At 66.3% G+C, this 26422-nt stretch carries 23 protein-coding genes and 1 other RNA gene; 12 read left to right on the top strand and 12 right to left on the bottom strand.

Going from position 1 to position 26422, the window contains the following annotated elements; genetic code table 11:
- Window positions 1–23: 23 nt before the first annotated feature.
- Window positions 24–1499 (top strand): MATE family efflux transporter, encoded by a 1476-nt coding sequence (locus ACCQ04_RS06360; protein WP_039810029.1) that lies wholly within the window; start codon window positions 24–26, stop codon window positions 1497–1499.
- Between the two features lie 318 nt (window positions 1500–1817).
- Here the strand turns inward: ACCQ04_RS06360 and rplS are convergent, their stop codons facing one another.
- The 7 genes from rplS to ffh form a co-directional block, all read right to left on the bottom strand.
- Entirely contained in the window at window positions 1818–2225 is a 408-nt protein-coding gene (gene rplS / locus ACCQ04_RS06355) for a 50S ribosomal protein L19 (protein ID WP_005989873.1), read from the bottom strand.
- A gap of 145 nt (window positions 2226–2370) precedes the next feature.
- A complete protein-coding gene (gene trmD / locus ACCQ04_RS06350; RefSeq protein ID WP_039520068.1) occupies window positions 2371–3129 on the bottom strand; it encodes a tRNA (guanosine(37)-N1)-methyltransferase TrmD in 759 nt (252 codons plus the stop codon).
- Between the two features lie 61 nt (window positions 3130–3190).
- The gene (gene rimM, locus ACCQ04_RS06345; RefSeq protein ID WP_016901486.1) at window positions 3191–3703 is read right to left on the bottom strand and encodes a ribosome maturation factor RimM; all 513 of its coding nucleotides are present in this window, start codon (window positions 3701–3703) and stop codon (window positions 3191–3193) included.
- A 44-nt stretch (window positions 3704–3747) separates the two neighbouring features.
- On the bottom strand, window positions 3748–4008 hold the full coding sequence (rpsP, locus tag ACCQ04_RS06340) for a 30S ribosomal protein S16 (RefSeq protein WP_011036396.1): 261 nt from the start codon (window positions 4006–4008) through the stop codon (window positions 3748–3750).
- Window positions 4009–4090: 82 nt separating this feature from the next.
- Entirely contained in the window at window positions 4091–4903 is an 813-nt protein-coding gene (locus ACCQ04_RS06335) for an aminotransferase class IV family protein (protein WP_226426657.1), read from the bottom strand.
- Window positions 4894–5964: an NAD(P)H-dependent flavin oxidoreductase gene (locus ACCQ04_RS06330; protein ID WP_126965696.1), complete on the bottom strand. Its 1071-nt coding sequence runs from the start codon at window positions 5962–5964 to the stop codon at window positions 4894–4896. Before ACCQ04_RS06330 ends, ACCQ04_RS06335 begins: the two co-directional genes overlap by 10 nt.
- 92 nt (window positions 5965–6056) lie before the next feature.
- Window positions 6057–7433: a signal recognition particle protein gene (gene ffh / locus ACCQ04_RS06325; protein ID WP_016901489.1), complete on the bottom strand. Its 1377-nt coding sequence runs from the start codon at window positions 7431–7433 to the stop codon at window positions 6057–6059.
- A gap of 348 nt (window positions 7434–7781) precedes the next feature.
- Here ffh and ACCQ04_RS06320 point away from each other — a divergent pair, with 348 nt between their 5' ends.
- The gene (locus tag ACCQ04_RS06320; RefSeq protein WP_016901491.1) at window positions 7782–8573 is read left to right on the top strand and encodes a cytochrome C assembly family protein; all 792 of its coding nucleotides are present in this window, start codon (window positions 7782–7784) and stop codon (window positions 8571–8573) included.
- 52 nt (window positions 8574–8625) lie between these two features.
- Here the strand turns inward: ACCQ04_RS06320 and ACCQ04_RS06315 are convergent, their stop codons facing one another.
- The gene (locus ACCQ04_RS06315; RefSeq protein ID WP_104608697.1) at window positions 8626–9675 is read right to left on the bottom strand and encodes an aldose epimerase family protein; all 1050 of its coding nucleotides are present in this window, start codon (window positions 9673–9675) and stop codon (window positions 8626–8628) included.
- A gap of 239 nt (window positions 9676–9914) precedes the next feature.
- Between ACCQ04_RS06315 and ACCQ04_RS06310 the strand changes: the two genes are divergently transcribed.
- Complete coding sequence (locus ACCQ04_RS06310) at window positions 9915–11498, top strand: alpha-N-arabinofuranosidase (protein ID WP_226426658.1); 1584 nt, start codon at window positions 9915–9917, stop codon at window positions 11496–11498.
- A 186-nt stretch (window positions 11499–11684) separates the two neighbouring features.
- On the opposite strand, the gene ACCQ04_RS06305 is transcribed toward ACCQ04_RS06310, so the two are convergent.
- Window positions 11685–12650, bottom strand: a complete 966-nt coding sequence (locus ACCQ04_RS06305; protein ID WP_226426659.1) for a LysR family transcriptional regulator — start codon at window positions 12648–12650, stop codon at window positions 11685–11687.
- 135 nt (window positions 12651–12785) lie between these two features.
- Between ACCQ04_RS06305 and ACCQ04_RS06300 the strand changes: the two genes are divergently transcribed.
- Together ACCQ04_RS06300 and ACCQ04_RS06295 are read left to right on the top strand one after the other, a co-directional pair.
- Window positions 12786–13061 (top strand): DUF2798 domain-containing protein, encoded by a 276-nt coding sequence (locus tag ACCQ04_RS06300; RefSeq protein ID WP_039511453.1) that lies wholly within the window; start codon window positions 12786–12788, stop codon window positions 13059–13061.
- Window positions 13062–13479: 418 nt separating this feature from the next.
- Complete coding sequence (locus tag ACCQ04_RS06295) at window positions 13480–14829, top strand: glycoside hydrolase family 16 protein (RefSeq protein WP_226426660.1); 1350 nt, start codon at window positions 13480–13482, stop codon at window positions 14827–14829.
- Window positions 14830–14891: 62 nt separating this feature from the next.
- Here the strand turns inward: ACCQ04_RS06295 and ACCQ04_RS06290 are convergent, their stop codons facing one another.
- A complete protein-coding gene (locus ACCQ04_RS06290) occupies window positions 14892–15260 on the bottom strand; it encodes a response regulator (RefSeq protein ID WP_024938072.1) in 369 nt (122 codons plus the stop codon).
- Window positions 15253–16416: a PAS domain-containing hybrid sensor histidine kinase/response regulator family protein gene (locus ACCQ04_RS06285; protein ID WP_226426661.1), complete on the bottom strand. Its 1164-nt coding sequence runs from the start codon at window positions 16414–16416 to the stop codon at window positions 15253–15255. The genes ACCQ04_RS06290 and ACCQ04_RS06285 overlap by 8 nt, the downstream gene beginning before the upstream one ends.
- Window positions 16417–16572: 156 nt before the next feature.
- Between ACCQ04_RS06285 and ACCQ04_RS06280 the strand changes: the two genes are divergently transcribed.
- The 6 genes from ACCQ04_RS06280 (at window position 16573) to trxC (ending at window position 23638) form a co-directional block, all read left to right on the top strand.
- Window positions 16573–19737, top strand: coding sequence for a response regulator (locus tag ACCQ04_RS06280; RefSeq protein WP_226426662.1), 3165 nt, complete (start codon window positions 16573–16575; stop codon window positions 19735–19737).
- Complete coding sequence (locus ACCQ04_RS06275; RefSeq protein WP_180970621.1) at window positions 19710–20561, top strand: CheR family methyltransferase; 852 nt, start codon at window positions 19710–19712, stop codon at window positions 20559–20561. Before ACCQ04_RS06280 ends, ACCQ04_RS06275 begins: the two co-directional genes overlap by 28 nt.
- Entirely contained in the window at window positions 20558–21142 is a 585-nt protein-coding gene (locus tag ACCQ04_RS06270) for a chemotaxis protein CheB (protein WP_102252540.1), read from the top strand. The genes ACCQ04_RS06275 and ACCQ04_RS06270 overlap by 4 nt, the downstream gene beginning before the upstream one ends.
- The gene (locus ACCQ04_RS06265; protein ID WP_046342042.1) at window positions 21139–22269 is read left to right on the top strand and encodes a hybrid sensor histidine kinase/response regulator; all 1131 of its coding nucleotides are present in this window, start codon (window positions 21139–21141) and stop codon (window positions 22267–22269) included. Before ACCQ04_RS06270 ends, ACCQ04_RS06265 begins: the two co-directional genes overlap by 4 nt.
- A gap of 379 nt (window positions 22270–22648) precedes the next feature.
- Window positions 22649–23014 carry a DUF1428 domain-containing protein gene (locus tag ACCQ04_RS06260; RefSeq protein ID WP_046345870.1) on the top strand — a complete coding sequence of 122 codons (366 nt, stop codon included), beginning with the start codon at window positions 22649–22651 and terminating at the stop codon, window positions 23012–23014.
- A gap of 177 nt (window positions 23015–23191) precedes the next feature.
- Entirely contained in the window at window positions 23192–23638 is a 447-nt protein-coding gene (gene trxC, locus ACCQ04_RS06255) for a thioredoxin TrxC (protein WP_104576313.1), read from the top strand.
- 157 nt (window positions 23639–23795) lie between these two features.
- On the opposite strand, the gene ACCQ04_RS06250 is transcribed toward trxC, so the two are convergent.
- Complete coding sequence (locus ACCQ04_RS06250; RefSeq protein WP_102252543.1) at window positions 23796–26165, bottom strand: TonB-dependent receptor; 2370 nt, start codon at window positions 26163–26165, stop codon at window positions 23796–23798.
- Between the two features lie 108 nt (window positions 26166–26273).
- On the opposite strand from ACCQ04_RS06250, the gene ACCQ04_RS06245 reads away from it, so the two are divergent.
- A non-coding RNA gene (locus ACCQ04_RS06245) (sX9 sRNA) lies at window positions 26274–26350 on the top strand.
- The last annotated feature ends 72 nt before the right edge of the window (window positions 26351–26422 follow it).

The following is a 26422-nucleotide window of genomic DNA, read 5'->3' as shown; positions in this document are numbered from 1 at the left end:
TTATGCACCACGGCGCGCCTGCGATGCCCAAATCCGCTGTCCTGACCGAAGGCCCGATCGGCAAGAATCTGCTGCTGTTTGCGATGCCGATCCTTGCCGGGAACATCGCGCAATCGCTCAATGGCTCGATCAATGCGATCTGGGTGGGCCGCTACCTCGGCGAGGCAGCACTGACTGCGGCGGCCAATGCCAACAGCATCATGTTCTTCCTGATCGGCTCGGTGTTCGGCATCGGCATGGCCTCGACCATCCTGATCGGCCAGGCGATGGGTGCGCGCGACATCGCGCAGGCGCGCAAGGTCATGGGCACCAGTGCCAGTTTCTTCGGCGGGCTGTCGGCGCTGATCGCGGTGCTGGGCTGGTTTCTGGCCCCGCATCTGTTGACCGCCATGGGCACGCCACCGGCGTCTCAGACACTGGCCGAGGAGTACCTGCGGGTGATCTTCCTGGCGATGCCGCTGATCTATGTGTTTGCGTTCCTGTCGGCGGCACTGCGCGGTACCGGCGATGCCCGCACGCCGTTCCGCTTCTTGCTGGTGTCGGTGGTGCTGGACATCGTGTTCAACCCGCTGCTGATCTTCGGCCTGGGCCCGTTCCCGGCGCTGGGCATCGCCGGCGCGGCCTGGGCCACCTTGCTGGCGCAGGCGGTGGCACTGGGCGGTTTGCTGCTGTATCTGCGCAGCAAACGCCATGTGCTGTGGCTGGGCCGCGCCGATCTGCACCTGTTCCGCATCGCGCCGACGATCCTGCGCGCGCTCATCGTCAAAGGCGTGCCGATGGGCCTGCAGATGGTGCTGATTTCGCTGGCCATGATCGCGATGATGACGCTGGTGAACGGCTTCGGCACCGACACCGCAGCCGCCTACGGCGCCGCGTTGCAGCTGTGGACCTATGTGCAGATGCCGGCGATGGCGCTGGGCGCGGCATGTTCGACGATGGCCGCGCAGAACGTGGGCGCGGGATTGTGGACGCGCGTGGATGCGACCGCACGCACCGGCATCGCGGCCAACTTCCTGATGACCGGCGTGCTGATCGGGCTGCTGATCGTGTTCGATCGCTGGACGCTGGCGCTGTTCCTGCCGACCGACAGCCCGACACTGGAGGTCGCGCGGCATCTCAACCACATCGGAATCTGGTCGTTCCTGCTGTTCGGCGTGAGCTTTGTGGTTTCCGGCGTGGTGCGGGCCACCGGTGCGGTGATCCCGCCGCTGCTGATCCTGGCATTCGGTCTGTGGGGCGTGCGCGTGCCGCTGGCAAACGCCTTGATTCCGCATCTGGGAGCCGATGGCATCTGGTGGAGTCTTCCGATCAGTTCGCTGTGTTCGATGCTGCTGTCGCTGGCGTATTACCGCTGGGGCGGCTGGCGCAAGGCACGCATGCTGACCACGCCGGCAGATCCTGCCGAACTGGCCGCCGCCGCAGAAGTGCCGGCACATCCGGCCTCGCCGGTCGCCGATACCGCGCCGATCGCAGGCGCGCCACAGCCCCGCCGGCACTGACATCGGCTGGCACCAGGCGGCACGCTGCCACACCGGCCGACATCACGCGAAAGCAGGAGCCAGACGCTGTATTGAAATGATCAAGACAGCGCGCAGGGATTTCTTGAGTGATCGGCCCAGCCGACCGACGCCACCGCTCGCCGAGTGGCGACGAAAGACATTCCGCCCCACTGCGCAGCAGCCGCGCTCATGTGTAAACCGATGAGCATCGCGTACGCACAACCGGCGAATCCCCAATCCCGATTCCCCAATCCCCACAACGCAAACGGCCGCCCGAAGGCGGCCGTCTGGCAACAGCAGGACCAGCCTGCCAGTGACTTACTCAGCCTTGGCAGCAGCCTGGCGAGCGGCCTTGGCCTGTGCAGCGGCGGCCAGATCTTCCTTGATGCGGGCAGCCTTGCCTTCCAGACCACGCAGGTAGTACAGCTTGCCGGCGCGCACCTTACCGCGACGCTTCACTTCGACCGAGTCGATGATGGCGCTGTGGGTCTGGAACACGCGCTCGACGCCGAAGCCGTGCGAGATCTTGCGCACGGTGAACGCGGAGTTCAGGCCGGCGTTCTTGGTACCGATCACGACGCCCTCATAGGCCTGCACGCGCTCGCGGTTGCCTTCCTTCACCTTGACGTTCACCACGACGGTGTCGCCCTGGTTGAACTCGGGAAGCTTGCGCTGAATCTGGGCGGCTTCGAAGTCAGCCAGGATGGTCTTGTTGAGTTTGCTCATGATGGGCACCGCGTGTCTGGTGATATTGGACCGGCAGTCGCCGCACGGCGATTGCTCGAGGTTCGTAGGAGGGCCAGACGCAAGGCTGGCCAGCAAGCCGCATATTGTACCCCAATCGATAATGCAAGAGCTAGGGGTGGAGCCCTTATTTCTCGTCGCCCGGGGCGAGTTCGCGGCGAAACTCGTCCAGCAGACGGCGATCGTTCTTGTCCAACCCGGCTTCATCGAGCAAGTCCGGGCGACGCAACCAGGTCCGGCCCAGCGACTGCTGCCGACGCCAGCGCGCAATTGCAGCGTGATTGCCCGAGCGCAATACCTCCGGCACATCGCCCCAGTCATGGGTCGATGGATGGCTGTAGTGCGGGCAGTCGAGCAGGCCTTGCGGGCCTTCGAAACTGTCCTGGGCTGCGGATTCGGCGTCGTTCAACACACCCTCCTGCAACCGCGTCACCACATCCACCAGCACCGCCGCGCCAAGCTCGCCACCGGACAACACGTAGTCGCCGATGGAGATTTCCATATCCACCGCCTGCGCCAGAAAGCGCTCGTCCACGCCTTCGTAGCGCCCGCACAGCAACACCATGCGTGGCAACTGCGCCAGCTCGCGAGCGAGCGGCTGGGTGAGAGGCCGCCCCTGCGGGCTGAGATAGATCACCGGCGCCGGACGCGCGTCTGCCGCTTGCACCGCGTCCAGACAGGCCCGCAACGGCTCGATCAACATCACCATGCCGGGCCCGCCGCCGAACGGACGATCGTCCACCCGGCGGTAATTGCCCTGCGCATGCTCGCGTGGATTCCAGCCCTGCAATTCCAGCAAGCCACGCTCCTGCGCCCGCCCGACCACACCGAACGCCGCGCATTGCGCGATGAACTCGGGGAACAGGCTGATGACGTCGATGCGCACTGGGGAATCGGAAGTGGGAATGGGGAAAGCAATAGCGGAGCGGCGCGATGCGCCATTCCGGTCAGAAATCCGGATCCCAGTCCACCACGATCAGGTTGGCTTCGAAGTCGACCGACTTGACGAAATCCGGCAGCACGAACGGCACCAGCCGCTCGCGATCGCCGCGCACCACCATCACGTCGTTGGAGCCGGTGGAAAACAGGTGCGACACCGTGCCGAGCTTGACGCCTTCGACGGTTTCCACCTGCAGCTCTTCCAGATCCACCCAGTAATATTCATCGGGCTTGGGTGGCGGCAGCACGCTGCGCGCGACGTAAATCTCGGTTCCGTGCATGGCCTCGACGGTGTCGCGGTCGGTGACGTCGGGGAACACCGCAATCAGATTCTTGCCCTGATCGCGCCCACGTACGCCGCTCACGACTGATTCCTGCCCCGAGGGCGTCCGCACGATCCACGGCTGATACCGGAAGATCGCACTGCGCGGCTCGGTCCAGGATTCGAGCTTGAGCTCGCCCTTGACACCAAAAGCGCCGACAATCCTGCCTAACAGGATGCGGCGCTCGGTCGGCTTCATCTGCGTCGACTCTGGGCCAGGCGCTGGCGCCCGGCCCTCCAGGATCAGGCCGCAGCGGCCTGGGACTTGGATGCTTCGCGATACAGGTTGCGCACCTTGTCGGTCAGCTGAGCGCCCTGGCCGACCCAATGGTCGACGCGAGCAACGTCCAGCACGACGCGCGGTTCTGCGCCCTGCGCAACCGGGTTGTAGTAACCCAGACGCTCGATGTTGCGGCCGTCGCGCGCGCTGCGCACGTCGGTCACGATGATGTGGTAGAACGGACGCTTCTTGGCGCCGCCGCGGGTCAGTCGAATCTTGACCATGGTGTCGTTTTCCTGAGTTGCCCAGTCGCCAGAGTGGCGCGGTAAGCCGACGATTATAGCGGGCTCCGGCAGCGAAGCCAAGTCACCCCGGAATCGCCCAGATCCCCTGCCAGGGCTGGGTCTGCAGGGCCTGTTCCAGCAATGGCAGCTGCGCGGCCTGCGCCGGCCACGACGCCGCGCCGGCTTGCACGATCGCCTGCTGGCCGCGCGCGTTGCAGCTGAAGGCGCCATCGAAGCTGCCCAGCTCGCTCAGCACGACCGGGCGAAACTCCTGCTGGATACCGAGCGTCTGCAAGCCGGCCTGCAGCAGACGCTGCTGGGTGCCGGGCAGCGCCGGCCCTTGCGGCCACACCACCCTGCCCTGCTGCCACACGCCCAGATTCCAGAAGGCGCCTTCCAGCAGATGCTCCTGCGCGTCGACCAGCAATGCATCGTCGTAGCCGGCCGCCATGGCCTGGCGACGCAGGTGCAGCAGCGCGAAGGTGCCGACATGTTTGTGCTGGGCCTGCTCGCGCACATGACGGACCGGCTGCACGCGCAGCGCGGTGGTTGGCATCCAGGCTGCGGGCGCGATGGAGATCAGCACATCGAGTGCAAGCTGACGCGATGGATCGCGCAGGTCGAAATCCTGCGCAAACACGGTGATGCGCACGCTGGCGTCCTCGCAGTTCGCAGCCGACAACGCAGCGCGCAACTGGGCGCGCAGGGATGCCTCATCGATCGATGCACCGAACAGGGCAGCGCCGTCGTATTGCAGCCGCTGCAGATGCAGGTCCAACCCGCGTACCGCTCCGCCGCGCACCTGCAGCGTGGTGAAGTGGCCGTAATTGACCAATGCGGCCGCGCCCAACTGCTGCGCTGTCGCCACTGCGCCGTTGCAGAAGATCAGCGGCACAACAGCGCCTGTGCTTCAGCCCACCACTGGGTTAGCAATTGCGCGGCAGGCTGGGCAGGTGCCATCCAGGCCGATTGCCCGGCCCAGGCCTGCATGGCGTCCAGACGGTTGTCGCGCGCGGCGGCCTGACGCATCGGTGCGGTCAGCGCGCGCTGCACCGGATACGGCGCCGGCACCGGCGCCTCGGCCGCAATGGCAGCACGCACATAGTGCGTGGCGAGCGCACGCCCCAGCCGGCCGGAAAATGCACGGGTCGGCTGGGTCTGTTCCGGCTCGGCCTGGGCCAGCGCGTCCGCCCAGGCACTGGGCAGCGCCGCCTCGGGCGTGCGCAGCAGGCCGGTACCGATCTGCACGGCGCTCGCACCCAGCGTCAGCGCCGCGGCAATGCCGCGCGCATCGGCGATGCCGCCTGCGGCGATCACCGGAAGATCCAGGTGATCGACCAATCGTGGCAACAAGGCGAACAACCCGGTCATCTGCCGCTCGGCGCGACCGGCATCGAATGCACCACGATGCCCACCGGCCTCGGCGCCCTGCGCAACCACCGCATCGGCACCGGCCGCCTGGGCCGCACGCGCTTCGTCCAGCGTGGTGGCGCAGGCGAACCAGGCGATGCCGGCGCTTTTCAGCCGCGCAACCTGATCGGGCCGAAACACGCCCATGATCGATGAGGCGACGGCGGGCCGTGCGGCGAGCAAGGCGTCGAACTGGGCATCGAAGTCGGCCGGTGTTGCGTCGCCCGCATCCTCGGGAACCGGCGGCCCCCACTGCGACACAAACGCACGCACGCGCGCCTCTGCCGCGGCGTCGCGCACAGGGGCCGGATCGGGAATCCACAGATTGACCTGGGCGGGCCCGGCGCTCGCGCCGCGAAACGCCGCCATCCACGCCACGATGTCTTGCGGTTGCGACAACACCGCACCCATCGCGCCCATGCCGCCGGCCTCGGCAACCGCCGCCGACAACGGCACCGGGCAGGCACCGGCCATGGGGCTGAGCAGGATGGGAAGGCCTAAACCAAAACGCTGCTGGAAGGCGTCGATCTGCGAAAACGAACCCATCGTGCGCGGCCTGAAGTGATGACGCGTTGTGCGCGAGTTCAACGCCACGCGTGCCTGTCGAAGGACTTACCGCGCGCGTCGCCGATTGAAACTCAACGGAACGGCATGCCGCCGCGGCCGCCCATGGCGCCCATCATGCCTTTCATGTTGCGCATCAGGCCCTTCATGCCGCCGCCGGCCAGCTTGCCCATCATCTTTTCCATCTGCTGGTACTGCTTCATCAGCTTGTTGACGTCGGCCGGCTGCATGCCGGAGCCGCGGGCAATGCGGGCGCGGCGCGAGCCGTTGAGCAGGGCCGGGTTGCGGCGCTCCTTCTTGGTCATCGAGTTGATGATCGCGATCATGCGCGGCACTTCCTTGCCGGTGACCTGCTGCTTGACGTTGTCCGGGATCTGGCCCATGCCCGGCAGCTTGTCCATCAGCCCATGGATGCCGCCCATGTTCTGCATCTGCTCGAGCTGTTCCTTCATGTCGTTGAGGTCGAACTTCTTGCCCTTGGCGACCTTGGCGGCGAGCTTGGCGGCCTTTTCCTGGTCGACGCTGTGCTCGACCTGTTCCACCAGCGACAGCACGTCGCCCATGTCCAGGATGCGGCTGGCGACGCGGTCGGGATGGAACACGTCCAGGCCGTCGGTCTTTTCGCCGGTACCGACGAACTTGATCGGCTTGCCGGTAATGTAGCGCACGCTCAGCGCGGCGCCGCCACGGGCGTCGCCGTCGGTCTTGGTCAGCACCACGCCGGTCAGCGGCAGCGCCTCACCGAAGGCCTTGGCGGTGTTGGCCGCGTCCTGGCCGGTCATCGCATCGACCACGAACAGGGTTTCGGTCGGGTTGACCGCGGCGTGCAGCGCCTTGATCTCCTCCATCATCGCCGCATCGATGGCCAGGCGGCCGGCGGTATCGACCAGCAGCACGTCGGCGAACGACTTGCGCGCATCGCTGATGGCGGCGCGCACGATGTCGACCGGCTTCTGCGAGGCGTCGGACGGGAAGAACAACACGCCGACCTGCTCGGCCAGGGTCTTGAGCTGCTCGATCGCGGCCGGACGGTAGACGTCGGCCGAGACCACCATGACCTTCTTCTTGCGCTTTTCCTTCAGGTGCTTGGCGAGCTTGCCGACCGTGGTGGTCTTGCCCGCGCCCTGCAGGCCGGCCATCAGGATGATCGCCGGCGCCGGCACGTTGAGGTTGAGATCGGTGGCGGCCGCGCCCATCACGGCGGTCAACTCGTCGCGAACGATCTTGATCAGCGCCTGGCCAGGGGTCAGCGACTTGAGCACCTCCTGACCGACCGCGCGCACCTTGATGCGCTCGATCAGCGCCTGCACCACCGGCAGCGCCACGTCGGCTTCGAGCAACGCGATGCGCACTTCACGGGTGGCTTCGCGGATGTTCTCCTCGGTCAGGCGGCCGCGGCCGCGCAGGCGCTCCATGGTGCCGGAGAGACGTTGGGTAAGGGACTCGAACATGCGCAAGGGACCGCGTGAGGGGAAACGGGCGTCGATTATAGCGGCACCGGCCAGCCGGCCGCCCCGGCCGCCCCGGCGGCCGCCAGCGCCCGACCGGCAAAGCCAGATCAGCGAGCAGCCTCACCAACGCGCACGGCCAACCAGCGCAGCAGCGCCAGGACAGGAACGGCAACTGCGGTGCCAGCAGGTAGCCCCTGCCCGCTCGCGCTCCGCCCCCAGCACGCCAGCCCACCTCCAGCCCCGCAGCTCGCAACTGCTTTCCCCGATTCCCGATTCCCGATTCCCGATTCCCGATTCCCGATTCCCGAATCCCGAATCCCAGCCCCCCCAATATGCGAAACTTCCACGATGACAATCGTTCTCATCGCGTTCGCCTTGTATCTGCTGGCCACGGCACTGCTCACCCGCTCGGTGCTGCGCGATGGCAACCAGGCGCCTGCCCGCTGGCTGATCCCGGCACTGGCGGCCGTGGCGCTGCACGCCGGGTACCACGTGCTGGTAGCACTGCGCACAGCCGGCGGGCCGGACATGCATTTCTTCGCGGCGCTATCGCTGTGCGGCCTGGGCATGGCCGCGCTGACGGCGGTGTTCGGCGCGCGCGGGCGCATGGCGGCGGTGGGCGTGGTGGTGTTCCCGCTGTCGGCAATCCTGCTGGCCTGCTATCACGCTTACGGCCACGAACCGAGCTCGGATCTGGGCTGGCGGCTGGAACTGCACGCGTGGATGGCGCTGCTGGCCTACGCCACGTTGGGCATCGCCGCGTTGCTGGCGATCATGCTGTGGCTGCAGGAGCGCGCCCTGCGCCGGCGCGACTTCCACACCTGGCTGCGCGCGCTGCCGCCGTTGACCGAGCTGGAGACGCTGCTGTTCCGCACGATCACCGTCGGCTTCGTGCTGTTGAGCCTGACCCTGCTGACCGGCCTGCTGTTCGTGCAGGACTTCCTGGCGCAGCGGCTGCTGCACAAGACCGTACTCAGCATCCTGTCGTGGATCGTGTTCGGTGCGCTGCTGATCGGGCGCTGGCGCAATGGCTGGCGCGGCACCAAGGCGGTGCACTGGACGCTGACCGCGATGGCGCTGCTGGTGTTGTCGTTCTTCGGCAGCAAGTTCGTGATCGAACTGGTGCTGGGGCCGCGCTGATCGCGTTGGCTCCAGGCCCGTCCTGGCCCCGCCGTCGCCACGCCACCCGCGCTCAGGCGTCCAGCGCAGCGCTCACCGCCGCCCACGGCTGATCCGGCCCCGGGCTGGCAAAGTGATAGGCGATGCGGCGGCGGTAGACCTGCCCGGGCCGCAGGATCGTCGACGGGAAATTGGGGTGGTTGGGCGCGTCCGGGTAGTCCTGCGGCTCCAGGCAGACGCCGCGGCCGAGTCCGGGATGGTGGTCGTCCAGATGCTGGCCTTCGTAGAGTTGCACCGCCGGTGCGTCGCTGCTGATGCGCAGCGCCACGCCACTGTGCGGCGAGTACAACTCGGCAACGCAATCGGCCCCGGCGGCCAGCACCAGGCATTGGTCGTAGCCCTTGCCGAGCACCACCTGCGGGTGCGACGGATCGCTTTTGTCGGCCAACGCCGCAGCATGGCGGAAATCGAACGGCGTGCCGGCGACCGAGGCGATTTCGCCGGTCGGAATCGATTCGGCATCCACCGGCAGATAGCGATCGGCCGGCACCCGCAGCACCTGCAGCGCGGCGCGCCGATGCGGGTCGCCGGATAGGTTGAAGTACGGGTGATGGGTGAGGTTCAACGCGGTGGCGGCATCGCATTGCGCCTCGAAGTCCAGCTGCAGGCTGCGTCCGCGCAATTGCAGCCGCGCCCGCACCTGCAGATTGCCGGGATAGCCTTCTTCGCCATCGGGCGAGTCGTAACCGAGCAGTACCTGATCCGGTGCCTGCTCCAGCACGCTCCACACGCGCCGACCGAAGCCGCGCAGGCCGCCGTGCAACTGGTTGCGCCCTTCGTTGGCCGCCAGCGTGTGGGTGACCCCATCCAGCGTGTAGCGCGCGCCGGCGATGCGGTTGCCGAAGCGGCCGACCAGGATATTGAGGCTGTCGCCATCGGCGGCGTAGGCCGGCAGATCCGGCAATGCCAGCAGCAGCGGCACCACCCCATGCTCGGTGGTCAGCCGCAGCGCATGCAGGATGCCGCCGTAGGTGAGTACCTCCGCCTCCAGCCCGGCAGTGCTGCGCAGCGTGAGCGCGTGGACTTCGACACCGTCTGGCAACTGCCCGAACACTCGCTGCATGGATCGTCCTGCCGATACTGGAAGCTGGCGAGCATAGCGGGGGAGCGCGGTCGCCGACCATGCCCCGGCGCACATCCTGGCGTGCGATGCGGTGGCGATGTCGGCGAGACCTGCGCCAGCCCTGGCTGATTGATCGTGATGCAGCGACAAGCAGACATCGCAGGCACTAGGCTAGCGAAGCGCCCGCCTCGCAGCGGCGTGTGACCACCTCGATCGATCAGCACAGGAGCGCCAAGCCGATGCAGTGGATTTCCCTCGCTTTGCGAATCTCACCGGGACGGCTGTTGCAGGCTGTCGTTGGCGCGGCCTTGCTCGCCAGCGCGCTCGCCGCCCCTGCGGCCGAGGTCAAGGTGACCGGCACGCTGCGCGTGGACCAGCCCGGTGCGCAGGTGTCGCGGCAGCTGTTCGGCCAGTTCGCCGAGCATCTGGGCACCGGCATCTACGGCGGGGTGTGGGTCGGCGAGGACTCGGCGATTGCCAATACGCGCGGCTATCGCAACGATGTGCTGGCAGCGTTGAAGGCGATTGCAGTGCCCAACATCCGCTGGCCCGGCGGCTGTTTTGCCGACGAATACCACTGGCGCGATGGCGTCGGTGCGCCGGCCAAGCGCCCGGTCAGTGTCAACACGCACTGGGGCGGCGTGGAAGAGTCCAACCGCTTCGGCACGCACGAGTTCATGGACTTCACCGAGCTGCTCGGCACCCAGGCCTATATCGCCGGCAATGTGGGCAATGCGGCGCCGGACGAGATCGCGCAGTGGGCCGAATACATGACGGCGCCGACCCGCTCGAGCCTGGCCAACGAACGCCGCGCCAATGGCCGCGATGCACCGTGGCAGGTGCCCTACTTCGGCGTGGGCAACGAGCTGTGGGGCTGCGGCGGCAACATGCGCGTGGAATACGCGGCCGACGTCTATCGGCGCTACCAGACCTTCGTCAAGGCGCCGGCCAATCAGAAGATCCTCAAGATCGCGCCCGGCCCCAACAACGACGATTACCACTGGACCGAGGTGATGATGCGCGAGGCCGGCACGCTGATGGACGGCCTGAGCCTGCATTACTACACCGTGCCAGGTGGCTGGCCACCGCGCGCCTCCTCCACCGACTTCGACGAAGCCGCCTGGATCGACACCCTGTCGCGCACGCTGGTGATGGACGAGCTGATCCGCAAACACAGCGCGATCATGGACCGCTACGACCCGGGCAAAAAGGTCGCGCTGGTGGTGGACGAATGGGGCACCTGGTACGCCGGGCTGCCGGATGCGAACCCGGGCTTCCTGCATCAACAGAACACGCTGCGCGATGCACTGGCGGCGTCGTTGAACATCGACATCTTCAGCGCACATGCCGAACGCGTGCGCATGGCCAATATCGCGCAGATGGTCAATGTGCTGCAGGCGATGATCCTCACCGACGGCGACAAGATGGTGCTGACACCTACCTACCACGTGTTCGCGCTGTACAAGCCCTACCAGGACGCCACCCAGCTGCCGTTGCAACTAAGTACACCCGAGTATCGCCATGGCGATGTCCACGTACCCGCAGTGCACGGCTCGGCGGTCAAGGCCAGGGATGGACACGTCTATATCGCCCTGACCAATCTGGATGCGACGTCGGCCGCGAGCGTCAGTGTGCAGGTGGATGGCCTGACGTCGCGCGGGGTGACCGGACAGATTCTGACCGGGCCGGCGATCACTGCGCACAACACTTTCGCCCAGCCACATGCGGTGGAACCCAAGGCGTTCAAGGGGGCACGCATGCAAGGCAACGCAGTGACTATCGCGCTGCCGGCGCGCTCGGTTGTGATGCTCAAGCTGGAGTGAGCGATGGCGGCGGCAGCATCAACTGACGCCTTAGTCGTTGGTCGAGAACGACGACTGCGCAAACTGCGTCTTCAGCGTCGTTCGCTCTCAAGCAACCCGGCATGCATCAGGCATCAGCACGTCACGCCCGCGTGCGCCCTGTCGAACAGCGCACGGACCAGGCGCTCTCCAGATGTCAGATGCTGGCTACACCCCGGTCGCTGCATGGGCCGGCGCCGGCGCGGGCTCGGCAGTACGCCATTGCACCGGCAGGCGTTCGAGCACGTGCTCCATGAAGGCGCGCACCTTCGGGGTGAAGTCGCGGCGGTCGGCGACGCAGAGGTAGATCCGCAGCGGCTCCGGTAATGCCTGGGCGGTGCTGCCGAGATCGGAGACAAACAGCGGCTGCAGCTCGCCGCGCTGCAGGTAAGGTTGCACGACATAGGCGGCCAGCCGCGCGATACCGCCGCCGGCCGCGGCCATGGTGGCGAGCGCATCGATATCGTCGCTGACCATTGCCTTGCCCAGTTCCGGCTGGAAGCGCACGCCATTGCGCACGAAATTCCACGGCAGGCAGCGCCCGTCGACCGGGTAACGCAGCAGCAGGCAATTGTGATACTTCAAGTCGTCCGCACCCTGCGGCGTCCCGCAGCGCGCCAGATACTCAGGCGCTGCGCACACCACCAGCGGCACCTGGGCGATGCAGCGTGCGACCAGGCCGTCTTCCAGCTGCGCTTCGATGCGCAGGCTGACATCCACGCTTTCCTGCGCGTGCTGCACCGCCCGGTCGGTGCACAGCAGCTCGATCTCCAGCTGCGGGTACTGCTGACGCAGGGCCGGCAGCATAGGGGCGAGCACGTGCCGCGCGAAGGCCGCGGTGCTGGCCACCCGCAAGCGCCCCGCCGGCGCCTGCTGCGGCCCGGCCACCGACTGGCGCGCGCGCTCCAGGTCGCGCTCCAGCTGCCGCACCTGCTCGAAGTACAGCGTGCCGCGCTCGGTCAGCGCCAGGCTGCGCGTGGTCCGGTGCAGCAGACGCACGCCCAGGTGCTGCTCCAGCCGCGCGATGTTCTGGCTGACCGCAGCCGCGCTGATCCCCAGCAACTTGGCGCCTCCGGCAATGCTGCCGGCATCGACAGTACTGACAAAGCTACGGATGGACTGAAGAATGTTCATTGGTCAGGCGAGTATTACCAAACGATTCGTAAGTTTTTCTTACGTAAGCCGCAAGGCTACGCGATCTACCCCGCCCGCGGTGGCGTCTCTACAGTGCTGCCCATCACGCCGATCCGCGGCAACCGAGGCCACTGCATGTCGTCATCTCCCCCCTCCTCCCCATTGCTGCGCCCGCGCTGGAAACTCGGCGTGCGCACCACCCCGTTCGTGTTCGCGTTCTATATGGCCGCGATCATGGCCTTGCTGATGTGCCTGGTGATCACCGGCGCCAATACCGGCCTTGCCCCCGGCTACCTGTGGCGCGTGCTGGACGCTTACCGCATTGCGATGCCCACCGCGTTCTGCTGCGTGCTGGTGGTGCGACCGCTGGTGATACGGCTGGTGGCCTGGACGGTGCACGCCGGGCATTGAGTCAGGCGTATGCGGCATGCGCGAAATGCTGCCGCGGGCAATCATGCTGATGCATCCGCAAGGCCATCGATGTGCCGCAGCACGCGGCTTGCCTGCCACGTTGGCATCCCCTGCGCCGTAGCCGCTCCAGCGCCTGCCAACGCGTGCATGCGTTGGCGCTCGAAGCATCTGTCGGCTTGAACGCATTGAGCTGGACGCCGCAGATGCGGTCGCGCCCGCAACGAAACATCCGCAGCCAGCTGCTGCCACGCAGCATCCGGCGCATGTAGTCTGCGACCACCGTCATGCCAATGATGGATTATTCCGGAATGAACACCACGGAACTGAAACGCGCTGCACAATTGCTTTGACACTGAAGTAGCCGCTGCGCAGCGTCACTTCTCCATGGACGTCGGTCCACTTTTTGGAGACGCACGCAATGAACACGCTACGCAGTGTCGCTGTGCAGTTCGCCCTGCTGTGCGCAGTGGCGATGACACCAGGCGCGCACGCGCAAACCCTGGTCTGGGAAGACAACTTCAATGGCCCCGGCATCGATGGCAACAAGTGGACCTATGACGTCGGCAACGGCTGCCAGATCGGCCTGTGCGGCTGGGGCAATGGCGAGATGCAGTACTACACCAGCCGCGCCGAAAACGCGCGCATCGATAACGGCCGGCTGGTGATCGAAGCACGGCGCGAAGCGTTCCAGGGCATGCCGTTTACCTCGGCGCGTCTCAAGACCGAAGGCCGCATGCACTTCAAATACGGCACGCTGGAGGCGCGCATCAAGACGCCGGTGGTGGGCAACGGGCTATGGCCGGCGTACTGGATGCTGGGCACCATCGGCGTGTGGCCAGGTCGCGGCGAGATCGACCTGATGGAAGCCGGCATGGTTGCGGCGATCGCCAATGGCACCGCCAATCGCCGTATCGGTGCCGCGGTGCACTGGGACTACAACGGCCAGCAGGCCGACTACGACACCAGCTACACCAGCCCGGTGGATCTGCATGCCGACTTCCATGTGTACCGCATGACCTGGGACCCGCAGTTCATCCGCGTGTCGATCGACGGCCAGCAGTACTTCGAGTTTGCGATCTCCAATATCGAAGGCGCCTCGCTGCACGAATTCCATCAGCAGCAGTATCTGCTGCTCAATCTCGCCGTGGGCGGCACCTATACCGGCATCACCTCGCCTGCGGCGGTGACCGCGCCGTTGCCGGGCAGGATGGAGATCGATTACATCCGCCTGTATCAAAACCCCTGTTCGCAACTGTATGTGGGTGCGCAACACGCGGCGCCTGCCGGACGCTTCGGCGTGTTCACCGAACAGGCCGATACCAGCGGGCGACTCAACTTCGGCCAGGATGCCGAACTGTATCTGTGGAACAACCTCACCCCGATTGCGCAGGCGCCGTTCGAAGGCAGTAACGTGATGGCCTACCGCGCCAACGCCGGTGCCTGGTATGGCCTGGGCATCCAGACCGACTATCGCAACATGGCCGCCTATGCCGGCGGCGCGCTGAAGCTGCACCTGAAAACCACCACGCCATCGACCTTCAAGATCGGCATCAACACCAGCTTTGGCGACAGCTGGGTGGATTTTGTCGCGGGCGGCAATCAGTACGGCCTGGTGCGCGATGGCGCCTGGCACGAGGTGAGCATTCCCTTCAGTGCGTTCTACGACCTGGATCTGCAGGCGGTCAAACAGATGTTCATGCTGGTGGCCGATCCGCCGGCTGCGCCAGTGGAGATCGCCATCGACAAGGTGTATTACCAGAGCCGTTGAGCAGCGCAGGCGCAGGACGCTCGGTCACGGCCCCTGCAGCGCAGGACACCCGCAGCCAACGCTCAGGCGTTGGTTGCCACGCCTTTCAACACATCGATCAGTTGACGCAGGCGATACGGTTTGGGCAGGAAATCCACCTGCGCCGGCAGCGGCGGCAATTGCGCCTTTGCAAACCCCGAGGCCAGGATCACCCGCGCCTGCGGCAGCAGCTGCGCCACGTGTTCGCTCAGTTCGATGCCCGACATGCCGTTGGGCATGCGGATGTCGCTGAAGACCACATCGTAGGGGCCGTTCTCGCGCAGCATGCGCAAGGCGCTGTGGCCGTCGTCGGCGGTTTCGACGGTGATGCCTGCGTCGCGCAGCGCCTCGCCGATCAGTTCGCGCAATTCCTGCTGATCTTCCACCATCAACAGACGCAGGGATTCAGTCATGCTCAGCCTCCTCGATGGCCGGGAGAAACAGGGTAACGGTGGTGCCGCGGCCAGGCGCAGTGTCCAGCTCGACAAAGCCACCGGATTGGGACGCAAAGCCGTATACCTGGCTCAATCCCAGGCCCGAACCCTTGCCCACGTCCTTGGTGGTGAAAAACGGCTCACTGGCGCATTGCGCCACGTGTGCCGACATGCCGGGGCCATCATCGCGTACGGCAATGCTGACGTAAGCGCGCGGCCGGCCATGCGGATCGGATGGCGCAGCACGCTGCTGCAGCGCCGTTTCCAGCACGATGGTGCCGCCGCCCGGCATGGCATCGCAGCTGTTGAACACCAGATTGAGCAAGGCCGCCTCAAGTTGGCCAGGGTCCACGCGGATATCGGGCAACTGTTCGGCGAACGCCAGCGACAGCACGATCCCGGCCGGACAGGCACGCCGCAGCAGCTCCAGCGAGCGCGTCACCACCGCGTTGGCGCCGTGGCGTTCGGGAATCAGGCGCTGCCCGCGCGCAAAGGCGAGCAACTGGCGCGTCAGCAAGGTGCCCCGATCGACTGCCGTCTGCGCCGCGTCCACCAGCATGCGCGTACGCGCGTCGTCGCCGGCACGCAGCGCGATCAGGTCCAGGCTGGTTACCATCACGGTCAGCAGGTTATTGAAATCGTGCGCCATGCCGAGCGTCAGGCGACCCAGCGCGTCCACCTTCTGCGACTGCAGCAGGGCATGCTGCGCATGCTGCAACAGCTGCTGCGCCTGGTGCCGCTGGTCGATGTCGCAGGTGACCTTGGCAAACCCCACCAGCACACCGAATTCCAGCACCGGCTCGATCGCCACGCTTGCCCAGAAGCGGCTGCCGTCCTTGCGCACCCGCCAGCCTTCGGTGGCAAAACGCCCCTCGCGTCTGGCGGTGTCCAGATTGCGGGCAGGTTCGCCGCCCTGCGCATCCTCCGGCAGATAGAAGCGCGAAAAATGCGAGCCAATGATCTCGGCGGTGGTGTAACCCTTGATGCGCTCGCCGCCGGGATTCCAGCTGCACACGTGGCCGCCCGTATCGAGCATGTAGATCGCGTAATCGGACACGCTCTGCACCAACAGCTGGCACTGCCGGCTGTCGTGAGAAAGCGGCCCCGCACTGTCGACGGCCGTTTCCGCATCCATCACGCAACTTTCCCCCGGAAAAGCGCGCGACCATAGTGACGAGTGCGTGAAGGCTGCGTGCAAGCCGACCCGGCTGCAGAGCGTCAAAATCCCGGCGATTTGCGCGTGAAAGTTATCGGCTACCATGACCGCCCTCCCCGTCCGGTCCGCGCCTTTATGCAGAACATCTCGACCACACGCGACCGCTGGGTGTGGGTGATCGCGGGGGCCCTGATGGCCGGAACGCTCGGCGTGGAATTGGTCACGCCGCTCGGCTATGCGGTGTGGCTGACCTATTTCGTCGCGGTAGGCGTGACGGTCTTCCAGAATCGCGTGCAGGTGCCCCTGGTGGTCGCCGCGCTCTCGTGCGTGCTGCTGGCCGTCGGTTTTCAGCTGGCGCCATCCAGTACCAGTTCGAGTTTTTCCTCGATCAACCGCAGCATCGGCGGGGTGTCGTTCCTGGCGATGGCGCTGGTGGTGATGCAGGCGATCCGCGCGCGCCGCCAGGCCGAACTGGCGCTGTGGCTGCAGCAGGCCGAAAACACCGTCGAAGCCAGTTTGCGCGGCGATCACAGCCCGGACGATCTGGCCAATGCCGCCGTGCGCGCGCTGTGCGACACGCTGGATGCGCAGGTCGGCGCGCTGTATCGCATCGAGGGCGAGCGCCTGCGTCTGACCGGCGGCGCCGCGCTGCCGGCCGATGTGTCCAGGACATTGCCGACCGATGCCGGCCAGCTCGGCGAGGCCTTGCGTAGCGGCACGGTGCGCCGGGTGCGCGGCGTGGAAGCCGGACATCTGCAGATCGCCTCGGGCCTGGGCCGCAGCGCCTGCCAGGAACTGCTGCTGGCACCGGTCATCGCCGATGGGCGGGTGATCGGCATCCTCGAGCTGGGCCGCGCCGCTGCGCCGGGCACTGCCCGCACGCGCGAGGAAGAACTCCTCACGCGCTGCGGCGAGAACATCGGCCTGGCCTTGCGCACGGCATTGCTGCGCGCGCAGCTGGTGGCCCTGCTGGAAGAAACCCAGCGCCAAAGCGAGGAACTGCAGACCCAGCAGGAAGAGCTGCGCGTGGCCAACGAGGAGCTGGAGGAACAAAGCCGCAGCCTGCAGCAATCGCAGAGCGACCTGGAACTGCAGCAGGCCGAGCTGGAACAGACCAACGTGCAGCTGGAAGAGCGCACCCAGGCGCTGGAAGCGCAGAAGCAGGCCTTGCTGATCGCGCAGAACCAGCTGGTGCGCAACAGCAACGAACTTTCTACCGCCTCGCGCTACAAATCCGAGTTCCTGGCCAACATGTCGCACGAGCTGCGCACGCCGCTCAACAGCGCATTGATCCTGGCCAAGCTGCTGTCGGACAACAAGGACGGCACACTCAGCCCCGAGCAGGTGAAATACGCGCAGGCGATCCTGTCGTCCAACAACGATCTGCTGGCGTTGATCAACGACATTCTCGACCTGTCCAAGATCGAGGCCGGGCATGTGGAACTGGCCGACGAAACCGTCGCCACCAGTTCGGTGCTGCAGCGCCTGCGCGAAACCTTCGAGCCGCTGGCGCGCCAGAAAGGCCTGGCGTTGCAGCTGGCTGCCGAATCCGATGCACCGACGCAACTGGTCGTCGACAGCCAGCGCCTGCAGCAGATCCTCAAGAACCTGCTGGCCAACGCGATCAAGTTCACCGAGCACGGCAGCGTCAGCCTGTCGATCCAGGCGCACACGCCGGGCCGGGTGCTGTTCAAGGTCAACGACACCGGCATCGGCATCGCGCACGAACAGACCGAGATCATCTTCGAAGCGTTCCGTCAGGCCGATGGCAGCACGCGCCGTCGCTACGGCGGCACCGGCTTGGGCCTGTCAATCTCGCGCGACTTGGCCCAGCGCATGGGCGGCAGCATCCGCGTGGACAGCCAGCCCGGACGCGGCAGCTGTTTCACGCTGGAATTGCCGATCGACGGCGCGCCAGCCGAGCCGGTCACCGCAGCGCAGGCCAACGCGGGCACGATGGCGATCGGCGCCGCGCCATCGTTGCAATCCGCCAGCGGCATGGCCATGGCCTCGCGCCTCGATGGGCGTGCAACGGGTGCGTCCACGGGGATGCCGCTGCCGATTCCGGCAGCCGCCGCCCCGCCGCTGCAGCGCGCCGACGATGATCGCGACCAACGTACCCGCCCCGGCCGACTGATCCTGGCGGTGGAGGACGAAGCACGCTTTGCACAGGCGCTGGTCGACCTGGCACACGAGCTGGACTTCGATTGCGTGGTGGCGCCCAGCGCCGAAGAAGCGCTGCGCCTGGCCGCCGAACTGCGCCCCAGCGGCATCCTGCTCGACATCGGCCTGCCGGATGCGTCCGGCCTGAGCGTGCTCGAACGCCTCAAGCGCGATCCGGCCACGCGCCATATTCCGGTGCATGTGGTGTCCGCGCTGGAGCGCAGCCAGATTGCGCTGGAACTGGGCGCGGTGGGCTATCTGATCAAGCCGGCCACGCGCGAGCTGCTGGCGGGCGCGATCCGTCAACTGGAAGACACCAATGCACGCGCGGTGCGCCGCCTGCTGATCGTCGAAGACGACAGCGCGCTGCGTGCGAATCTGCAATTGCTGCTGGCGCGCGATCAGCTGGAGATCATCGCAGTGGGCAGCATCGCCGAAGCGATGCAGCAGCTGGCCGGCTCAACCTTCGATTGCATGGTCACCGATCTGGCGCTACCCGACGGCAGCGGCTACGACCTGCTCGAGCGCATGGCCGGCAACGACGCAGTCGCGTTTCCGCCGGTCATCGTCTACACCGGGCGCGCGCTCACCCGCGACGAGGAACAACGCCTGCGCCGCTATTCCAAGAGCATCATCATCAAGGGCGTGCGCTCGCCCGAACGCCTGCTCGATGAGGTGACGTTGTTCCTGCACAGCGTGGAAGCCTCGCTGCCCAGCGACCAGCAACGCCTGCTGCGCGAAGCGCGCCGCCGCGACGCGGTGCTGGACGGCGCCACCGTGCTGCTGGCCGAGGACGACGTGCGCAACATCTTTGCGCTCTCCAGCGTGCTCGAGCCGCTCGGCGTGACGCTGCAGATCGCCCGCAACGGCCGCGAGGCGCTGGAACATCTGGCCAAGCACGAGGTGGACCTGGTGCTGATGGACATCATGATGCCGGAGATGGACGGCCTGACCGCGATGCGCCAGATCCGCGCCAATCGCCAGTGGCAGGATCTGCCGATCATCGCGCTGACCGCCAAGGCCATGGCCGACGATCGCGAACGCTGTCTGGAGGCCGGTGCCAACGACTACATCGCCAAGCCCATCGACGTGGACAAGCTGGTGTCGCTGTGCCGGGTGTGGTGCTCGCGGCAATGAACGCGGTGGAGCTGTTCGACCTGGAGCTGCGGGTGCTGCTGGAAGCGGTCTACCAGCGCTACCACTACGACTTCCGTGATTACGCGGTGTCGTCGCTGCGCCGGCGCATGCGCCACGCAATGGCACGCCTGGAGTGCGCCCGCGTGGCCGATCTGCAGCACCGCCTGCTGCACGAACCGGACACCTTTGCGCAGGCGATGCAGTTCTTCACCGTGCAGGTGTCGGAGATGTTCCGCGACCCGGCCTACTTCCGCGTACTGCGCGAGCATGCGGTGCCGGTCTTGCGCACCTATCCATCGATCAAGCTGTGGGTGGCCGGCTGCAGCACCGGCGAGGAAGTCTGGTCGCTGGCGATCCTGTTGCACGAAGAAGGCCTGCTGGAAAAGGCGGTGATCTACGCCACCGACATCAATCCCGAAGCACTGGGCATGGCCGAGGCCGGCGCCTTCGGCATCGACCGCATCGCGCAGTTCAGCCGCAATTACCTGGACGCCGGCGGCCGCGGCTCGCTCTCGGACTACTACACCACCGCCTACGATGGCGCGGTGTTCGACCGCCGGTTGAAGCGCAATATCGTCTTCGCCGACCACAGCCTGGCCACCGATACGGTGTTCTCCGAAGTACACCTGGTGTCGTGCCGCAACGTGCTGATCTATTTCAACCGCAGCCTGCAGGACCGTGCCGTGGGCCTGTTCCACGATGCATTGGTGCACCGTGGGTTCCTGGGCCTGGGCAGCAAGGAGTCGCTGCAGTTCGGTGCGCATGCGCAGGCGTTCGAAACCGTGGCGCGCGAGCAGCGCCTGTTCCGCAAGGCGGCTGCATGAACGCAATGCACGCGGCGGCGCAGTTCGACGCGATGGTGATCGGTGCCTCGGCCGGCGGCGTCATGGCCCTGCAGGCGCTGTTGTCCAGCCTGCCCGCGGACCTGCCGATGCCGGTGCTGGTGGTATTGCACCTGCCACGCGACCGCACCAGCCACCTTGCCGAGCTGATGGATGCACGCTGCGCCTTGCCGGTGCGCGAGGCCGAAGACAAGCAGCCGCTGCTTGCCGGCAGCGTGACCATCGCCCCACCCGACTACCATCTGCTGGTGGAAACGCGCGACAGCCTGGCGTTGTCGATGGATGCACCGGTGCTGTTCTCGCGCCCGGCGATCGACCCGCTGTTCGAATCGGCGGCCGACGTCTTCGGGCAGCGCCTGCTGGCGATCCTGCTCACCGGCGCCAGCAGCGACGGCAGCGCCGGCGTGGCGGCGGTGCGCGCAGTCGGTGGCACCGCCTGGATCCAGCGCCCCGACGATGCCGCCTCACCGCTGATGCCCGCCTCCGCTCTCGCCTATGCTGGCGCCGATGCGGTGCTCACCCTGCAGGCGATCTGCAGCCGACTGGAAGACTTTCACCCATGAATCTCACCGCGACCGGCTTGGCTGCGCACAGCAATGGCGACGAGCCCGCCAAGCTGCTGATCGTCGACGACGTGCCGCAGAACCTGGTGGCGATGGAAGCGCTGCTGCAGCGCGACGGCCTCCAGGTGCTGTGTGCCGCGTCCGGCGCGCAGGCGCTGGAGCTGCTGCTCGAACACGATGTGGCGCTGGCGCTGCTGGATGTGCACATGCCGGAAATGGACGGTTTTTCGCTGGCCGAACTGATGCGCGGCTCGCAGCGCAGCCGGCATGTGCCGATCATTTTCCTGACCGCATCGCCGAACGATCCGATGCGCGCCTTCCAGGGCTACGAAACCGGCGCGGTGGATTTCCTGCACAAGCCGATCGAGCCGCACGTGATCCTGAGCAAGGTCAATGTGTTCATCGAGTTGTACCAGCAGCGGCGCCTGCTCAAGGCACGCAACGCCTCGCTGGAACGCGCGCTTACGCTCAACGAAACCATGATGGCCGTGCTCACCCACGACCTGCGTACGCCGCTGTCGGTGATCTTGCTGTGCGCCGACAAGCTCAGCCTGGACGTGGAGGCCGATGGATCGGCCGCACGCACGCTCGATCACCTGGAAAACAGCGCGCGGCGGATGGCGCGGATGGTCGAGCAGCTGCTGGATTTCTCGCGCCTGCGCAGCGACGGGCTGTCGATGCAGTTCGGCCCCTGCAATCTGGGCGAAGTCACCCATAGCGTGGTGGGCGAAGTGGCGCAGGCCAACCCGCACACGCCGATCGACCTGCGTACCGAAGGCGATCTGGACGGCGATGGCGACGGCGATCGCCTGGCCCAGGTCGTGTCCAACCTGGTCGGCAATGCGGTGCTGCATGGCGGCAGCCAGCCGGTGCGGGTGCATCTGGACGGACGCGAACGCGACACGCTGCGGCTGTCGGTGCGCAATGTCGGGCGCATCCCGGACAGCCTGATGCCGCGCCTGTTCGAGCCGTTCAAGGCCAGCTTCCATGCCAGCCAGGGCCTGGGGCTGGGCCTGTTCATCGCAGACCAGTTCGTCAAGGCGCACGGCGGCACGCTGCAGGCGCGCAACGAAGACGGCGACGTGGTGTTTGAAGCCGTGCTGCGGCGACACAACCTGGCCGCGTAGTCGCGGCCATGCGGCGGCCGGGCAGCACGCCGGGCTGCCGCCACAGCGCACCCGGCAAGGCGTAAGGGGTGATCGAAACCCATGCAATCCCGATGCTGGCGGCCTGTCGCAACCCCAGCCCATCGTGACAACATAATCCCTCTGACTAACTCATCCAGCACGCCTCACGCAGCGCGCGGCGCATGCGGTCCGACAACGGAAGCCGGCACGAAGACGGTTTGCATCGTCATGCGGGCGCGACCAGTGCCCGCATGACGGATGCGCCGTATGCTCGTACTCCACGCCCCGTCCCGGCGCAGCGTTCCAGCCTGTTTCGATCGCACCAGCATCTGTCGTCATCATCCGGCGCACGCCGTGCGCCATGTCCGAGGAGGTGGTCATGTCGTATGTGGATGGATTTGCACTCGCGGTACCCACGGCCAACAAGGCCGCGTTTCTGGAACATGCCCGCATGGGCGATGCCATCATCATCGAATACGGCGCGCTGCGCGTGGTGGAGTGCTGGGGCGATGACGTCCAGCATGGACAACTGACCGACTTCCACCGCGCGGTCGCTGCCGGCGAGGACGAAACCGTGGTGTTTTCGTGGATCGAATGGCCGGACAAGGCGACCCGCGATGCGGGCATGCGCAAGATGATGGACGACCCGCGCATGGACCCGTCGGTCAACCCGATGCCGTTCGATGGCAAGCGACTGATCTACGGCGGCTTCGTTCCGATCCTGAGCCTGGGGCAATCGGGCTGAGCACTGCAGCACGCGTGCGCCAGCTTGTGGCATGAGCGCCGCACACCCGGTGTTGCGGCAGTGGCCGACGGCACCGGGTCTTCGGCGTTGGCCGTTACACTGGTCGCATGCAGCCGCGCTCGCCGCCCACGATGCGCGGGCGCAGCGACTGTATTGCCTGCCACCGGAGACCACCGCATGACCGACGCACCGCTTTTAATCGCCTGCCCGAGCTGCGCTGCGATGAACCGTGTTGCAGCTGCGCGTCTGCGCGATGCACCCAACTGCGGCAGTTGCCACAAGCCTTTGTTCCTGGGCACGCCGGTGGCGCTGTCGGAGGCCGATTTCGATAAGCATGCGGTGCGTAGCGCGCTGCCGTTGGTAGTGGATTTCTGGGCGCCGTGGTGCGGGCCGTGCCTGAGCATGGCGCCGCAGTTTGCCGCAGCCGCGGCACTGCTCGAACCGCAGGTCCGGCTGGCGAAGGTCGATACCGATCTGCATCCGGCGCTGGGCACGCGCTTCGGCATCCGCAGCATCCCGACCTTGCTGGTCATCCGCGGCGGCAGTGAGCTGGGCCGTCACTCCGGCGCGGTGAGCAGCGCGCAGATCGTCAGCTGGGTGCAGTCGGTGTTGCGCAGCCGTTGACACAAAAAAACCCGCTGCATGATGCACGCAGCGGGTCTGTTCTACGTTCTACGATCGGCATCACTGCGGCACACGCGCAGTGATGCAGTCGATCGATCAAGCACCGGGAGCGGCTGACCAGAGCACTGTGCAGCCGCTGGCGACTTTTCAGTCGCTCTTACTGCCAGTTGACGTTGACCGACACACCCACCACGCGCGGCTCGTTGTACACCGCCGCCATGTAGTTCTCGATCACGCCCTTGACGTTCTTCTCGTTGGTGATGTTGCGCGCAAACGCCGCCACCTCCCACGCGCCATAGCCGCCGGTGTAACCGAGCTTGAGGCCGCCTTCGAAATTGCCGTTGGCGCGGAACTCGGTGGAGTCGTACAGCACGAAGCTGGTTTCGCCCTGCTTGTTCCAGTCGGTGGAGACGAAGAAGGCGCCATCGTTGCCCACCGGAATGTCGTAGCGCGCGGCCAGGTTGAGGTTGTACTTGGGCGCGTTGGGCAGCGGGTTGCCGTCGATCTGCGCAAAGGTGTTGGCACCGACGCGGATGGTCGGGTCGTTGACCGTGCACACCACCACGCCGTTGAGCGCACAGGCCTGCGCGTAGACGCGATCGTCGTGGATTTCGCTATGCAACAGGCTCAGGCCGGCGGTCAGCGACAGGTTGGAGATCGGGCGCCAGTCCAGATCCGCCTCCAGGCCGTAGGCCTTGGCCTTGTCGGCATTGAACAGCACGCCGTTGCCGTCCGAGTCGTTGCCGTTGAGCTGGATGTCGTCCACCGTATAGGTGAAGCCGCTGACGTTCAGACGCAGGCGGTTGTCGAACAGGCTGCTCTTGATGCCGGCTTCCCACGACAGGATGGTTTCCGAATCGGCGGTGGTGAAATCCGAATTGAACACCGCGCTGCGGCCCTGGATGGTCGGGCCGCGGAAACCGCGTGCCACGCGCGCATAGACGCTCAGCTCGGGATTGATTTCATACATCGCGCTGAGATCCCAGCTGGGCTGGGTATCGGACATGCGCACGTCGCGACGGCCGCGATAGGTCACCGCACCGGCGGCGGTATCGGCGGTCTTGAGCAGGCGGGTTTCCTTGCTGTCCTTGGTCTGGCGCAGACCGGCAGTCAGGGTGAGCGCGTCGGTGGCCTTGTAGCTGAGCTGCCCGAACCCGGCCCAGGAGGTATTGGTGTTGCGCAGGCGCACCCAGTTGTTGGGGTTGCGCGCGGCGGTCTGCAGGAAATACGCCCGCTGATAGAAATCGGTGGTATCGCGCCCGTCGAAGTAGAACGCGCCCACCTGCCATTGCAGAGCGTCGTCGCCTTCGCTGGCCAGACGCAGTTCCTGGGTGTACTGGTCCAGGTCGCGGATCTGCCCCATCGACTGGCCGAAGCCGTTCGGCACGCCGTTGACCGGGTAGTTGGCAGCTGCGCCGCCATCGGTGTCGCCACGGCTATAGCCGGAGGTGGTTTCGTAGGCGGTGATGGAGGTCAGCGACACGCCGCCGAAATCGTAGATCGCCTTGATCGAGCCGCCGTCGGTCTGATACGCCTGCGGGTTGTCGTGCGCCTCGTCGTAGGCCACGCGATCGCGCGGCACGTCGACCTTGTCGCTGCCGCGCGTGACCGCATTGCGCAGGAACAACGTGGAGGTGCCGTCGTAGTCGCGGGTATGCACCGAGCCCAGCAGCGAGAACGCGTCGTTGGGCTTGAGCAGCAACTGCAGGCGCGCATTGCGGTCGTTGTAGCCGCCCATTGCATCCTTGCGCGGGGTACGCGTGCCATCGGCGCTACTGCCGGCAAAGGTATTGTCCACCCAGTCGTCGCGGTGCTGGTACAGGGCCGACACGCGGAACGACAGCACGTCGTTGATCGGCCCACCGAAGCCGCCATCCAGCGACACGGTGTTGTAGCTGCCGTAGCTGGCATCGACGCGGCCGGTGTAGGTATCGCCGGGTTTGATGGTGTCGAACTTGACGATGCCGGCGGTGGTGTTGCGGCCGAACAAGGTGCCCTGCGGGCCGCGCAGCACTTCGACCTGGTCCACGTCGTAGACCGGGTTGGACTTGAGCACCACGTGTTCCAGCACCACGTCGTCCTGGATGATGGACACCGGCTGCGAAGCGCCGAGGTAGAAATCGATATTGCCCAGGCCACGGATATAGAAGCGCGGGAAGATGCGCCCGGTGGTGGTTTCGGCATAGAAGCCCGGCACGCGGCCGGACAGCGCCAGCAGCGTGTCGTCGCCACCGGCGGTGAACTCGCGCATCGCCGCGCCCTGCACCACGCCCACCGACACCGGCACTTCCTGCAGGTTCTGCTCGCGGTGTTCGGCAGTGACGGTGACCGTATCCAGCGCGGTCGGGCTGCCCTCACCCTCACGCGTCGGCGCCTGCTGCGCAGAGGCAGCGGCGGCCAGCGAGGCAAGCAGCAGGCCGGCGCAGGCACGCGCCAGCGGCGTGCGCTGCAAGGCGGCGCGACGGCGTGCGGGTGCGTGCGTGGTGGCGGACGTCAGGGACGCGGAGACAGACGAGTACAACGACATGCGAGATGATCCTTGGGTAGGTGACGCGAGGGGTGACACGGAGGCAAACGTGGCGATCAACATGACTGCGCGGCGATCAGGCGGGCACGGCCGGTACTTGGAATCGGCACGTCGCACTCGTACACGCCGGTTCCTCCCCCACCGTCCGCACCCACCTGACCCCTGCTCGCCACGTGTTGTTGGCCACTCCAGCGTCCGTCGGCACCAGGAATGCTGGCCGACGACGCAAGGTGGCGCCGCGCGCACGATATGTCAGC

The organism is Xanthomonas sp. NCPPB 2866 (assembly GCF_041475745.2).
GTDB classification, from domain to species: Bacteria; Pseudomonadota; Gammaproteobacteria; order Xanthomonadales; family Xanthomonadaceae; genus Xanthomonas; species Xanthomonas arboricola.
Note: the sequence above shows the minus strand (reverse complement) of the source record. Positions and strands in the feature narration are given on the sequence as shown.

Excerpts from the sequence above, each read along its gene's own strand:
- rplS (WP_005989873.1), bottom strand. The coding sequence starts at position 2,225 with ATGAGCAAACTCAACAAGACCATCCTGGCTGACTTCGAAGCCGCCCAG.
- ACCQ04_RS06315 (WP_104608697.1), bottom strand. The coding sequence starts at position 9,675 with ATGCAGCGAGTGTTCGGGCAGTTGCCAGACGGTGTCGAAGTCCACGCG.
- ACCQ04_RS06270 (WP_102252540.1), top strand. The coding sequence starts at position 20,558 with ATGAACGCAATGCACGCGGCGGCGCAGTTCGACGCGATGGTGATCGGT.
- rpsP (WP_011036396.1), bottom strand. The coding sequence starts at position 4,008 with ATGGTCAAGATTCGACTGACCCGCGGCGGCGCCAAGAAGCGTCCGTTC.
- ACCQ04_RS06310 (WP_226426658.1), top strand. The coding sequence starts at position 9,915 with ATGCAGTGGATTTCCCTCGCTTTGCGAATCTCACCGGGACGGCTGTTG.
- ACCQ04_RS06305 (WP_226426659.1), bottom strand. The coding sequence starts at position 12,650 with ATGAACATTCTTCAGTCCATCCGTAGCTTTGTCAGTACTGTCGATGCC.
- ACCQ04_RS06330 (WP_126965696.1), bottom strand. The coding sequence starts at position 5,964 with ATGGGTTCGTTTTCGCAGATCGACGCCTTCCAGCAGCGTTTTGGTTTA.
- ACCQ04_RS06320 (WP_016901491.1), top strand. The coding sequence starts at position 7,782 with ATGACAATCGTTCTCATCGCGTTCGCCTTGTATCTGCTGGCCACGGCA.
- rimM (WP_016901486.1), bottom strand. The coding sequence starts at position 3,703 with ATGAAGCCGACCGAGCGCCGCATCCTGTTAGGCAGGATTGTCGGCGCT.
- trxC (WP_104576313.1), top strand. The coding sequence starts at position 23,192 with ATGACCGACGCACCGCTTTTAATCGCCTGCCCGAGCTGCGCTGCGATG.
- ACCQ04_RS06290 (WP_024938072.1), bottom strand. The coding sequence starts at position 15,260 with ATGACTGAATCCCTGCGTCTGTTGATGGTGGAAGATCAGCAGGAATTG.
- ACCQ04_RS06300 (WP_039511453.1), top strand. The coding sequence starts at position 12,786 with ATGTCGTCATCTCCCCCCTCCTCCCCATTGCTGCGCCCGCGCTGGAAA.
- ffh (WP_016901489.1), bottom strand. The coding sequence starts at position 7,433 with ATGTTCGAGTCCCTTACCCAACGTCTCTCCGGCACCATGGAGCGCCTG.
- ACCQ04_RS06265 (WP_046342042.1), top strand. The coding sequence starts at position 21,139 with ATGAATCTCACCGCGACCGGCTTGGCTGCGCACAGCAATGGCGACGAG.
- ACCQ04_RS06360 (WP_039810029.1), top strand. The coding sequence starts at position 24 with ATGCCCAAATCCGCTGTCCTGACCGAAGGCCCGATCGGCAAGAATCTG.
- ACCQ04_RS06295 (WP_226426660.1), top strand. The coding sequence starts at position 13,480 with ATGAACACGCTACGCAGTGTCGCTGTGCAGTTCGCCCTGCTGTGCGCA.
- ACCQ04_RS06280 (WP_226426662.1), top strand. The coding sequence starts at position 16,573 with ATGCAGAACATCTCGACCACACGCGACCGCTGGGTGTGGGTGATCGCG.
- ACCQ04_RS06250 (WP_102252543.1), bottom strand. The coding sequence starts at position 26,165 with ATGTCGTTGTACTCGTCTGTCTCCGCGTCCCTGACGTCCGCCACCACG.
- ACCQ04_RS06260 (WP_046345870.1), top strand. The coding sequence starts at position 22,649 with ATGTCGTATGTGGATGGATTTGCACTCGCGGTACCCACGGCCAACAAG.
- ACCQ04_RS06285 (WP_226426661.1), bottom strand. The coding sequence starts at position 16,416 with ATGGATGCGGAAACGGCCGTCGACAGTGCGGGGCCGCTTTCTCACGAC.